The organism is Caballeronia calidae (genome assembly GCF_900044055.2).
Lineage (GTDB): Bacteria > Pseudomonadota > Gammaproteobacteria > Burkholderiales > Burkholderiaceae > Caballeronia > Caballeronia calidae.
In genome coordinates, this window is sequence record NZ_FCOX02000021.1 from 62,577 (window position 1) to 75,308 (window position 12,732).

Annotated in this window: 7 protein-coding genes; 6 read left to right on the plus strand and 1 reads right to left on the minus strand. The window is 64.1% G+C overall.

What is annotated here, in order from left to right; genetic code table 11:
- The first annotated feature begins 6 nt into the window (after positions 1–6).
- From tssH to AWB78_RS20070, 6 genes are all read left to right on the plus strand, one after another.
- Positions 7–2,652: a type VI secretion system ATPase TssH gene (tssH, locus tag AWB78_RS20045; protein WP_062607374.1), complete on the plus strand. Its 2,646-nt coding sequence runs from the start codon at positions 7–9 to the stop codon at positions 2,650–2,652.
- Complete coding sequence (locus tag AWB78_RS20050; RefSeq protein WP_062607376.1) at positions 2,649–4,853, plus strand: type VI secretion system Vgr family protein; 2,205 nt, start codon at positions 2,649–2,651, stop codon at positions 4,851–4,853. The genes tssH and AWB78_RS20050 overlap by 4 nt, the downstream gene beginning before the upstream one ends.
- 14 nt (positions 4,854–4,867) lie before the next feature.
- Positions 4,868–6,133, plus strand: coding sequence for a hypothetical protein (locus tag AWB78_RS20055; RefSeq protein ID WP_062607378.1), 1,266 nt, complete (start codon positions 4,868–4,870; stop codon positions 6,131–6,133).
- Positions 6,134–6,145: 12 nt separating this feature from the next.
- Positions 6,146–10,693: an RHS repeat-associated core domain-containing protein gene (locus tag AWB78_RS20060; protein WP_062607380.1), complete on the plus strand. Its 4,548-nt coding sequence runs from the start codon at positions 6,146–6,148 to the stop codon at positions 10,691–10,693.
- The gene (locus AWB78_RS20065; RefSeq protein ID WP_062607382.1) at positions 10,686–11,294 is read left to right on the plus strand and encodes a hypothetical protein; all 609 of its coding nucleotides are present in this window, start codon (positions 10,686–10,688) and stop codon (positions 11,292–11,294) included. The genes AWB78_RS20060 and AWB78_RS20065 overlap by 8 nt, the downstream gene beginning before the upstream one ends.
- Positions 11,295–11,780: 486 nt before the next feature.
- Complete coding sequence (locus tag AWB78_RS20070; RefSeq protein WP_082883355.1) at positions 11,781–11,972, plus strand: H-NS family nucleoid-associated regulatory protein; 192 nt, start codon at positions 11,781–11,783, stop codon at positions 11,970–11,972.
- Between the two features lie 100 nt (positions 11,973–12,072).
- On the opposite strand, the gene AWB78_RS20075 is transcribed toward AWB78_RS20070, so the two are convergent.
- On the minus strand, positions 12,073–12,675 hold the full coding sequence (locus AWB78_RS20075; protein ID WP_198399305.1) for a TetR/AcrR family transcriptional regulator: 603 nt from the start codon (positions 12,673–12,675) through the stop codon (positions 12,073–12,075).
- Between the last annotated feature and the right edge of the window lie 57 nt (positions 12,676–12,732).

Sequence of the window (12,732 nt, forward strand, 5' to 3'; positions counted from 1 at the left end):
ATCGCCATGTCGGATATCGGCCGCGCCAATCTGTTCGCAAAACTGAATCCCTTCCTGTACGAGACGCTCGAACAGGCGACCGGATTCTGCCGCCTGCGCGGCAATCCGTATGTCGAGCTCGCGCACTGGCTCAGGCAGATCCTGCAGCGCCCCGACAGCGACCTGCACCGGATCCTGCTTCGTTTCGACATCGATGCCGGGGCAATCGAGCGCGGGCTCGTCACGGCGCTCGAGCGGTTGCCGCGCGGCGCGGGATCGGTGTCCGACCTGTCCGCGCATATCGACGACGCGGTCGAGCGCGGCTGGATCTACGCGACGCTCAAATACGATTCGACGCGCATTCGCGGCGCGACGCTGCTGCTGGCGATCCTCAAGGCGCCGACGCTGCGCCACGTGCTGTATGCGATCGCCCGCGAGTTCGAGCGCATCGTCCCCGACGTGCTCGCGGATTCGCTCGAATCGATCGTCGAGGGATCGCCCGAGCAGGCGCCCGAATCCGCGCCCACGGCGCTTCCGGCATCGGCTCGGCCGGAGCGCGCCGGCGCGCTCGCGCGCTACGCGGTCGATCTGACGGCCCGCGCGCGTGCCGGCGAGATCGATCCGGTCATCGGGCGCGAGGGCGAGATCCGCCAGATCGTCGATATCCTGCTGCGGCGCCGGCAGAACAATCCGCTGCTCGTGGGCGAGGCCGGCGTGGGCAAGACGGCCGTCGCGGAGGGGTTCGCGTTGCGCATCGTCGCGGGCGACGTGCCGCCGCTGCTGCGCGAGGTCGCGGTGCATCTGCTCGACCTCGGGCTGCTCCAGGCCGGCGCGGGCGTGAGGGGCGAATTCGAAAGCCGGCTGCGCGCGGTGATCGACGAGGCGACGGGCGGCGAGCGGCCGGTGATCCTGTTCATCGACGAAGTGCACACGCTCGTCGGCGCGGGCGGCGCGGCCGGCATCGCCGACGCCGCGAATCTGCTGAAGCCGGCGCTCGCGCGCGGCCTGCTGCGCACGATCGGCGCGACGACGTGGTCCGAGTACAAGCAGCACATCGAGAAAGACCCCGCATTGACGCGGCGCTTCCAGCTCGTGCACGTGGCCGAGCCGCAGGAAGACGCCGCGCTGACGATGCTGCGCGGCCTCGCGGCGAAGCTCGAAGCGCATCATCGCGTGCTCGTGCTCGACGACGCGCTGCTGGCCGCCGTCAACTTGTCGCATCGCTATATTCCGGCGCGCCAGCTGCCCGACAAGGCCATCAGCCTGCTCGATACCGCCTGCGCGCGCGTCGCGGTCAGCCAGCATGCGGTGCCTGCGCCGATCGACGATGTGCGACGGCGCATCGACGGTCTGCGTGTCGAACGCGAACGGATCGGCCGGGAATGCGCGCTCGGCACCGGTGACGCGGCGCGGTGCGATGCAATCGACATGGCGATCGGCAGCGCGCAGGCCGAGCTCGATCGGCTCGACGCGCGCTGGCAGGAAGAGCGCGACGCGCTCGCGGCGATCGCACGATGGCGCGCAACCCTGCTCGACGACGATCCGGCGAACGCGCCCGACGTGAACGCCCACGCCGAGGTGCAGGCGAAACTCGCGGCCGCCCAGACGTCGCTTGCCGCTCTGCAGGGCGATGCGCCGCTCGTGCTGCCGTCGGTCGATGCGCAGGCCGTGGGGGCCGTCGTCGCCGACTGGACGGGTATCCCGCTCGGCCGCATGGTGCGCGACGAGACGCAGGCTGTGCTGAATCTCGCCGATACGCTCGGCGAACGCGTGATCGGCCAGCCGAATGCGATCGGGCTGATCGCCGAGCGCATCCAGACGGCGCGCGCGAGGCTCGACGATCCGGCGAAGCCGCACGGCGTCTTTCTGCTGTGCGGGCCGTCGGGCGTCGGCAAGACCGAGACCGCGCTCGCACTGGCCGACACGCTCTACGGCGGCGAACGCAACGCGATCACCATCAACATGAGCGAGTTCCAGGAAGCGCATACGGTGTCGACGCTGAAGGGCGCGCCGCCGGGCTACGTCGGCTACGGGCAGGGCGGCGTGCTCACCGAGGCGGTGCGTCGGCGGCCGTACAGCGTTGTGTTGCTGGACGAGATCGAGAAAGCGCATCGCGACGTGCACGAGATCTTCTTTCAGGTGTTCGACAAGGGTTGGATGGAGGACGGCGAAGGTCGAGAGATCGATTTCCGGCATACCGTGATCTTGCTGACATCGAATCTCGGCTCGGACGACGTAATGCGCATGTGCCGCGACCCGGCTCGGCTGCCCGATGCGCAGACGCTCGCCGACGCGTTGCGCGCGCCGCTGCTCGACGTGTTCCCCGCCGCGCTGCTCGGACGGCTGACCGTCGTGCCGTATTACCCGCTGACCGACGCGCTGCTGGCGCGCATCGTCGCGTTGCAGCTGCGGCGCGTCGAGCGGCGCATCGATGCGCATCACGGCATCCGGCTGCGCTGCGCCGACGCGGCGAACGCGCTGATCGTCGAGCGCTGCCGGACGATCGAATCCGGCGCCCGGATGGTCGACGCGATGCTCACGCATGCCGTGATGCCGCGCATCGGCCAGGCGATTTTGCGCGCGACGTTCGAAGGCCGCACGCTGAAAACGATCGATCTCGGCGCCGCGGGCGGCGAGTTCGTCTACCGCTTCGACGAGGAGGACGCGCCGTGAACCGCATTTTCACGCTCGACAGCCCGCACGGCGACGACCTCAAGTTTCATCGGCTCGACGGCGAAGAGGCGCTCGGCCGGCTGTTCGAATTCCGCATCGACGCGCTCGCCGACAGTCATAGCCTGTCGCTCAGGGACATGCTCGGCAAGCCGGTGACGGTGCGCATCGAGCAGCAGGACGGCTCGATGCGCTACCTGAACGGGATCGTCGCGCGCGCGACGCTCGCCGGACGGCGCGCGCAACGGCACTACGGCTACGAACTGACCGTGCGCCCGTGGCTGTGGCTCGCGACGCGCCGCACTGACTGCCGCATCTTCCAGAACTGCACCGTGCCCGAGATCGTGCAGAGCGTGCTCGCGCCGTACGGCTTTCCGGTCGAGCAGCACCTCACCGAGTCGTACGTGCCGCGCGAGTACTGCGTGCAGTACAACGAGAGCGACGCGGCGTTCGTCTCGCGGCTGATGGAGTTCGAGGGCATCTACTACTACTTCCGGCACGCCGAAGAGACGCACACGCTGATGCTCTGCGATGCGATGTCGTCCCATGCGGCGCTGCCTGGCTACGCGACGATTCCGTATGTCGCGCAGGACCGCACGGCGATCGCGGACGAGGAGCACATCGACAGCTGGCTGCCCGCGCAGGAAGTGAGCGTCGGCAAGCATCAGACGAGCGACTACGACTACACGAAGCCGCGCGCCGATCTGTCAGCGCAGAAGCTGGATCCGCGCGGCCACGAGCATGACAGTTTCGCGTCGTTCGAATGGCCAGGCGGCTATCGCGACGACGCGCCCGGCGCGCATTACAGCCGCGTGCGGCTCGAAGAGCAGCAGGCCGAGCACGAGCGCGCGAGCGCCGGGACGGACGTGCGGGGCGCGGCGCCCGGTTTTCTGTTCACGCTCGCGCATTGCCCGCGCGCCGACCAGAACCGCGAATACCTGATTGTGCGTTGCCGGTATCGCTTTCAGGAAAACGCCTACGCGAGCGATCAGGGCGGCGAGGCTGTCGTGCATGCGACACAGATGCTCGTGCAGCCTTCGAGCCTGCCGTACCGGCCGCCGCGCGAGACGCCGCGGCCGCGCACGAGCGGGCCGCAGACGGCGACCGTCGTCGGGCCGCCCGGCGAGGAAATCTGGACCGATCCGTATGGCCGCGTGAAGCTCCAGTTCCGCTGGGATCGCTACGGCCGGAGCGATCAGGATTCGTCGTGCTGGGTGCGCGTGTCGAGCCCGTGGGCCGGTAGCGGTTTTGGCGGCGTGCAGATTCCGCGCGTCGGCGACGAGGTCGTGGTCGATTTCCTGAATGGCGATCCCGATCAGCCGATCGTGACGGGCCGCGTCTTCAACGGCGAGCGCATGCCGCCGTGGGGCCTGCCGGCGAGCGCGACGCAAAGCGGCATGCTCTCGCGGTCGTCGCCGGGCGGGACCACCGAGCATGCGAACGCGCTGCGCTTCGAGGACCGGCGCGGCGCGGAGCAGCTGTGGATGCACGCCGAGCGCAACTTCGATGCGGAGACCGAGCAGGATCACACGCTCTCGGTCGGACACGATCACACGCATTCGGTCGGCAATGACGAAACCATGCAGGTGACGAACAACCGGCAGCGCAATGTCGGACAGAACGAGACCGTGAATATCGGGCAGCACCGGGTCGCGCAGATCGGCGGGAACGAGACGCATGGCGTCGGCGGGAACCGGACGCGCACGGTCGGAAAGAACGAAACCGTGACGGTCGGCGCGAATCGCGACGCCACCATCGGCGGCACGCACAAGGAGACGGTCGCGCAGGGCAAGACAGAGACGATCGGCGAGGGCAAGACGCTGAGCGTCGCGCAGATGTATCACACGACCTCGCAGGACATGAAGACGGTCGTCGCGTCGACGCATACCGAGGAGATCGGCACGCGCACCTCGACGATCGCGCACGCGCATGTGCTCGATGTCGGCGGCGCGCAGTCCGTCAATGTCGGCGCGAGCCATACGATGAACGTGCAGCAGACCGTGCTCGTCAGCGCAGGCGATGAGCTCGCCCTGGTGTGCGGCGCGTCGAGCATCGTGATGCGCAGCGACGGCACGATTCAGATTCAGGGCGTCAACGTGGAATCGACCGGCTCCGACAGTCATTGCGTGCGCGGCAAGAACGTGAGCTCGTCGGCATCGGGCGAGCATACGGTCGAGGGCATGATTTTGAAGCTGAATCCCTGACGAGGCGAAGCATCATGCAGGACTGGCAACCGACGAACCCCGTGGAGCGCAGGTTTATGGACGCGCATCTGGACTGGCTGCGCTTCGCGAAGGACGTGGCCGCGCGCCTGATGATCTGGCAGACCGACGAAGCCGATGCGCAACTTGTGCAGCTCTATTTTCAGGCGCAGCAGGAAACGTCGTGCGCCGTGCGTTCGATGCGGGCCGACTTCGTCGGCGAAGCGCATTACGCACGAGCGCTCGCCGACGAACTCGTTGTCTTCTATGAAAACCGACGAGGCGCATCCGGTGCGCAGGGCGTGCGCGCCGACTGGCAGGCGCCGCCTCGAGACGACTCGGACCCGGCGCTGCACTTTCTGAGGACCGCCGACAGCCTGATGCGGCATCACCCGGACATTTTTCCGGCGCTGGTGTTCGTGCTCGAACCCGGGCACCTGCATGACGAAGCGGCGTGGGTGCGGTGGATCGACGTTTTGCTCTCGATCATCGAGTCGTCGCCGCGGCTCGGCGCGCGCGTGCGCTTCGTCGTCACGCGTATCGATGTCGAACCGTTCGCGCCCTTGCTGGCGCGGCATGCGAACGAGGTTCGCGTCGTGCATGGCCGGTATTCGATGAGCAGCGTGCCGCGCGAGTTGCTTGCGGCTTCGGGCGAAAGCGGTGCGAGCAGTGAGTTTCGCCGGCTGTTCGTGATGCTGACCGAGGTGATCGACGGCGGCAGTCCCGCGCGCCTCGAGACATTGCGCGCGGCGGCGCTGAAGGTCGCGGAGCGCGAGCGATGGTTCGATCAGTGCGTCGTCGTGCAACTGATCGCGGGCGCAGCCTATCTCAAGTGGTGCGATCGCGAGCGCGCGATCGACGCCTATCAGCAAGCCGCCGAAAGCGGCACGCGCGCGCTGGAGGCGGGACATCCGGCCGCGCACAAGCTCGTCGCGAACGGGCTGTTCGGGGAGGCGAGCGTGCATCTGACCCACAAGGATTTCGCGCGGGCGGCGTATTGCTATGAACGCGCCGCGGCATCGACCACGGCCGCGCAGGATGCGCTGCTAACCGTGGAGGCATGGCGCATGAGCGCGGTGTGCTGGGAGCGCGCGGGCGAGCGCGAGCATGCGCTGGAAGCCGGTTTCGACGCGCTCGATGCCGGACTCATGCTCGACGAGTCGATGCGCATGAAGGGCAATCTGCGGCTCGTCGTCGAGTGGATGGTGTCGCAGGTCGGCGCGTTCGACCGGCGGCGCGCCGAGCTCAGCGAGAAAGTGGCCGCGCTGCGCGGCGGACGGTGAGCGGAGCGCGGCATGGGTTTGCCCGCGATCAAGCATCTCGATCCCGTCGTCGGCGTCGATGTGCATTCGGTGCTGGTCGCGCCGAGCCCGACGCCCGTTTTCCTGCCGCATCCGCATGTCGGCTTCATGCTGGATCTGCGCGAGTATGTGAATGCCGCGCTCGGCGTGATCGGCAGCATCGCGTTCACGATCGTCGAGGACTTGGCGGTCGATTATCTCGAAGATCATCCCGACGTCGCGCAGAGTATCGACGATACCTCCGGCAAGGCCGCGGGCGCGCTTCAGGACGTGGCGAACAATCCGCTCGTCGCGCAGGGGTTGAAGGCGGCGGGCCTCGCCGGCGATATCGCCAATGCGACGGGCGCGGGCGTCGGGATGGGAAGCATCGCGGGCCGTCCGATCTTCGTGAACGGCATGCTGCGGGCCACCGCCGGCACGCACGCGTTCCATGTGCCGGCGCTGCACTTTCCGCTCGGCGAATCGTTCGCGCCGCCCGATCCGAAGCCGTCGAACGACTCGGAAGCGTATATGGGCAGCAAAACAGTGCTCGCCAACAACGATCCGATGTCGTTCATGGCGCTGCCCGCGATGAGCTGCTGGGCACTCGGTCTGGAGCCACCGACGCATAACGGCGCGCATACGGAGCGCGAACATCTGTCGTTGCCGACATCGGTCATGCTGCCGATTCCGGCAGGACGGCCGGTGCTGGTGGGCGGGCCGCCTATCGTCAACATGGCCGCGCTGGCAAAGGGCTTGTTCAAGGCGTTTCGCGGCACGAAGTGGGCGAAGGCGCTGGCGGACAAGCTGCATCTCAAGCCGGGGTTTCTCAAGTGCAAGGTGCTGGACGCCGAACCCGTCGATTCGATCACCGGCGAGGTGATCGTGCAACAGCGCGATTTCACCGTCGAGGGACGTCTGCCGCTCGCGTGGAACCGCCATTACGCAAGCCACGACACGCGGCGCGGTGAAACCGGCGTTGGCTGGCAGACGCCCGCCGATATCCGGCTCGAACTGATGCGGCATGAAGGAGCGATCGGCGTCGCGGCTCATTTTCCGGATCACGCGACGGCCTTCGACGCATTACCCGAGACCGCCGGTTGGCCCGCACGCATTTATGACTGGCAGCACGGTCATGCGTTGTATCGGCGAGAGGATCGACTCGTCATGCGCACGCGCGCGGCGATCGAGTACGAATTCGCTTTGCCGGCGCACTGGCCGCGCGCCGTGGACACGCTCGCCGAAGGCGACGCGCTGACGATGCCCGTCAGGCGCATGGCGCATCTCAACGGCAATGGCTGGGTTTTCGAGCGCGGCGCGGATGGCGGTCTGGAGCGCATCGTCGAATGCAAGGGACATGAGCCGGCCGGGCGCGTGATCGTGTGCGAAAGGCATCCGGCCGGAAATGCGCCGAGCATGCTGAATGCGTTGAGGCTGGTCACTGCCGATGGCCGCGCGCATCCGCTCGTTTCATACGATCACGATCATGAAGGAAACCTGATTACCGCGCTCGATGCGATGGGGCTGCCTCGACGCTTCGCCTACGAAGCGGATCATCGCATGGTGCATCACACGAGCGCTCGCGGCGTGTCGTTCTACTACAGCCACCAGCATCATGACGATGGACGATGGCGGGTCGATCACGCATGGGGCGACGATGGGCTGTTCGATTATCGCTTCGTCTATGACTTCGAACATCACGAGACCCGCATCGCCGATTCGCTGGGGCACGTGACGATCCTTCAGACGAACGAGCGCGGCTTGCCGGTCGCGCGGATCGATCCGCTTGGCGGCGTGACGCGCTACCGGTACGACGAGCGCGGACGCTCCGCTGCACAGATCGATCCCGCCGGACGTGTCACGCTGTGGGAGTACGACGCACGCGGCAATCTTCTCGCGCATACGCCGGCGGACGGCGGCGTCATGCGCGCGGATTACGACGCGGATCATCGGCTGGTCTGCGCGAGCGCGCCGGGCGGAAGGCATTGGCGCTATCGATGGGACGATCGCGGCAACCTGCTCGAACGGATCATGCCGGACGAGGCGAGCTATCGCTACGAATATGATCGCGATGGTCAACTCGTTTTGCACACCGGACCTCGCGGCACGAAAACGCGTTTCGTGTACGACGGTGAAGGCAATATCGCCGAAATCATCGACGCACTAGGCACGCACACGCGATTCCGGCACGATGCCCGGGGCAACTTGATCGAGATGCTCGATGGCCTCGGTCGACTGAGCCGGTACGAGTACGATCGCAACGGCAATCTGACGCGAACGATCGAGCCGGGCGAACGTGAATGCCATTGCAACTACGATGCCGACGGCAATCTGATTCGCTATCGCGATCCGCGCGGGCATGTGACGCAACTCGAATATTCCGCGCTGGGACACATGCGCAGGCGGCTCGCGCCGGATGGCGGCGTGCTCGAGTATCGATACGATACCGAGGAGCGATTGACCGGCGTCGTCAATGAGCGTGGTGAAGTTCACGAACTCAGGCGCGATGCATTGGGGCGGATTGTCGAGGAAATCGACTATTGGGGTCAATCGCGCCGCTACGAGTATGGCGCGGCCGATGAACTGCTCCGCAGCATCGATCCGTTGGGGCGTGAGATCGACTATGGAACCGATTTGCTCGGCCGTATCGTGCAGAAGCGCGTGCCCGATTCGAGCCAGTCCGGCGGCATTCGCACCGAGACGTTTTCATACGATCAGGACGGGAACCTCGTCGCCGCGAAGAATCCGGATAGCCGCGTCGAACTGAGCTATGACGTGGCGGGGCGGCTCGTCGAGGAAAAGCAGGGCGACGATTTCGTCATCGCGTACGCCTATGACGCGGCCGGTAATCGCATCGAACGCCGGACTCGCCTTACTGCCGGCGATCAAGTCGTCACGCATACGGTCCGATATGAATATGACGCGCTGGATGCAGTGAGCGCGATCCGCATCGACGACGCAGCGCCCATCACATTCGAGCGCGACGAACTCGGGCAGATCCGCATCGAGCGCCTCGGCGAGGTGCTTCAGCGCGAGTTCTCATACACGTCCGAGGGACACATGGCGAAGCAGGCGCTGCTTTCCGGCGCCGGTCTCTTGTTCGAAAGCGAATACGCGTATGACGCCGATGGCGGGATGACGCATAGGCAGGACTCGCGCTTCGGAAGCGAGCACTACGATTACGATCCGTTGGGAAGGGTGACCGCACACCTGGATCCGACAGGCAGATTGCATCGCTTCTTGTACGATCAGGCCGGCGATTTGCTGAATACGAAAAGCTATCGTCAAAGCAAAGACGGTGCTTCGAGACAAGGGCCGGACAATGGGCGCGTGTTCCGCGAGGAGCACATCGACGGATGTCGTTACTCCTTCGACAAGGCCGGGAATCTGGTCCACAAGCAAAGCGCCGCGTGCGATGTGTCGTTGTCGTGGGACGCCGACGGGCGCTTGATCGAAACGCAGACACGGCATCACGCGGGCGACGAACTCCTCTTGCGCGCCCGATACGTCTATGACGCGTTGCATCGTCGCATCGGGAAGGTCGTGCACGCGCAGGCTGACCGCGCGGCGAGCAAGACGCCGGATCATGATTCGTCGGACCAATGCTGCGTCAGTCGCTTCTTCTGGGATTGCGATGCGCTCGCGAGCGAGCTTGCGTCCGGCGAGCAGCGCATCCCTTCATGGATTGGCACGCCATCCGACTCGCGGGCTGTGACATGCGAATCGCCGGAGCGGCTACGAGAAGCACAAAGCGAGCTTCGTGAATGGATCTACTATCCGGAAACGTATTGGCCGCTCGTCTCGGCGCATCGTAGCGTTGGCGCGCCGCAAGAATGCGCGGCAAGACGCGAGCTATGGATCACCGGACACGAGCCTCCCTCAGCGGCGATACGAGATTCGACGCAATATCTGTTCTATTGCTGTGAGCCTAACGGCGCCCCTGTACGTGTTGTCGATGCGCTCGGGGAAGTCAAATGGGAGGCGCGCTACACGAGCCGAGGCGGCGCAATCGACGGAGCGCTTCCTTCCGTGGACCAGCCGCTTCGACTCCAGGGGCAATATCACGATGCTGAAAGCGGCCTTGCCTATAACCGGTATCGGTATTACGATCCCGCAACCGGTTCCTTCATCAGCCAGGATCCGGTCGGGCTGCTCGGCGGAACGAATCCATATCGGTTTGCGCCCAATATATTCGGCTGGGCCGATCCGCTCGGACTGGACACCCAGCCTTCTCTTCCGGACAGAATCATCGCTTCCGAGGGCAACACAAGCATCGTTCATTACTATTCGAATCCGAGGGAGCACGCGGATCCGATCCACTTCCATATTGAACAAGGCGGCAGGTCTATCGGATCTGTGAAGGCAGATGGAACCATCATAAGGGGGAGATCAAATCGAACGGCGGATCAATTGCTTTCAGAGAGAAGCACGATCAGTAGAATGCGCAGGGCTGAAAGCAAGATCGCCAATTACATAAGAAAGGTGCTTAATTCCGAGGTTGGCGGTCGGCCATTCAGGCCGGGTAATCGCGGGGCGTCAAGAGGAGGGTGTGGGGATGGATAAGGCCGAGCTTCTCAAGCTCTTATTTCCGTATTATCGGGATCACGCTGCCATGCGCAAGCTTTGGGAGCAGCGTGAGAAATTCGCGCTGGTTCTTCGACATGCGCTGCATCTGGAGTATCTCAACCCCATTTCTTCGCTGGATGAGTACGCGAGATTTTTCCTGGACTTTACATCTGCAACGCTGATTGCTTCGGTTGATGATCTCGTGGATGTGGCATCCGTGGTTGAGGGTGATGAAAGAAGTTCTTTCATGAGCTTCTTTGTCGAAAATCGATTGGTCTCCGATCAGATCATATGCGATCTGCTCGATGCCCCGGATAAAGTTGATGAGATCGGCTACGCCGACGAATGGATCGATTACCCGATCAGACTGAAGGCCGGCAAGATGATTTTTTTCGCGGAGCCGGAGTCGATTTCAACCGATCAATTGATTCCTCGCGGAGTGGGCGTCGATGACTTCCTGAAGCAGTATCTCCTTTCCTGGGCGTATGAAGAAGGAAAGCTATCCTTGGAAGGAATCGATTTTTTCAGATTGAATTTTAGAAAAAAGTTCGACTCATTGACTGCCATAAAAAGACGTGACGACAATCAAGCGGGTTGAGTCGGATCAATAGTCAAATGCGGGGCTGTGAAAGGCGGCCCTTCGAACATCTTTTTGGCGGCAAAGGCAGGGCCGCTTTTTTTATTTTCGAGCGGCTAACTGACTCGGCTGAAACAGTGCCTTGGCCGCAGGGCAGACCGATCGGGAAGACGATTGCGACGGAAGCAGGCCCAATAACTGCGGGCCTCGGGCCTGTGCCGCGCTATCATCGGATAGCATCTCCGCTGAGATGCCAGTCCTCCTCAAAGGGAAAGACGGAAAGGGTGTTAGCACGGCGCGCGCTTCTGGGAATAGTAGTTATCTAATAGTCGCGTTCCGGTGCGTACGCCCATGACCGAGCGTCGGTCGCACGCGGCTATGTACGGACCGACCCGTCGCGAAGGCATTAAAACCATGCTTGATAGCGAATTATCAGGATTAGAAGTGGAGCTGGCCGCTTTCCCGTGTGCCGCCGGCGTAGGGATGCGGAACCTATAGCGATGCACCTTGCCCCGGGAAGCGAATGGCGAGAACGACGCGTTCGCGCGATATCAAGATCCCGTCAGCGGCGCGACCTGGAGCGGGCGGGGACGCGCCCCGAACTGGATCGCCGGAAAGGATCGCGATCAGTTTCTGGTGGATCGGCACGCCGCGGCGCCCGCGATGGTTCAGGCAGCGCTCTTCCCCGAAGATCGGTAATCGCCGCAACCAGGCCGTAACGACTTGAATCCACGCCTGCCAACGCGAGCAGGCGATTTCGTCACGGGTTCAGCGGAATGACGCCAGCAGCGACGACACATCACCGCGCCTTGCTGCTCCACAACCGGACCAGTTCGTCGAAACTCACCTTCACCGATTCGGGCTTGCCGAGCGCCCACGCGACGACCGCGCCGCCTTCGATCGCGTTGAGCAGGATAGTCGCCGCCTTCCGCGCGGTAGGCGCGCCGTCCAGTTCGCCTGCTTTCTTCCCTTGCTGCACGACGCGTTCGAGCCAATCCAGATGAATCTGGAAGAACGTCTTCGTCTGATCCCGCATTCGCTCGGGCAGGGCGGCCAGTTCGGCCGCGAGCGCAGTGCATAGCGGAAATGTGCCGTCGAACAGCGACGTGCTGAACAGTTCCGCATACGCGCCCAGCCGTCGCGGCGCGCTCTGGTTATTCGCAAGAATCGCTTCAAGCTCTTCGCCAAAGCGCGCGAGATAGTCCGCGACCACCTCCACGCCTAACTGTTCCTTCGTCGGAAAGTGATGGTGGATGCTCGCTTTGCGAACGCCCACTTCATCGACGAGATCCGCATAGCTGAAGTCAGCGTATCCGCGAGTGCGAAGCAGCCGCTCGGCGAGCGAAAGAATTTTGGTGCGCGTGGTGATTTCCATAATCGCAGGCAGACGAGTTTTCGCCAACTGTACCATCCAGTTGGTAGGTTTGCAATTCGCGCTTTCATTCATCGACCTACCAAC

Coding starts and splice junctions, on each gene's coding strand:
- AWB78_RS20060 (WP_062607380.1), top strand. CDS start 6,146: ATGGGTTTGCCCGCGATCAAGCATCTCGATCCCGTCGTCGGCGTCGAT.
- tssH (WP_062607374.1), top strand. CDS start 7: ATGTCGGATATCGGCCGCGCCAATCTGTTCGCAAAACTGAATCCCTTC.
- AWB78_RS20065 (WP_062607382.1), top strand. CDS start 10,686: ATGGATAAGGCCGAGCTTCTCAAGCTCTTATTTCCGTATTATCGGGAT.
- AWB78_RS20055 (WP_062607378.1), top strand. CDS start 4,868: ATGCAGGACTGGCAACCGACGAACCCCGTGGAGCGCAGGTTTATGGAC.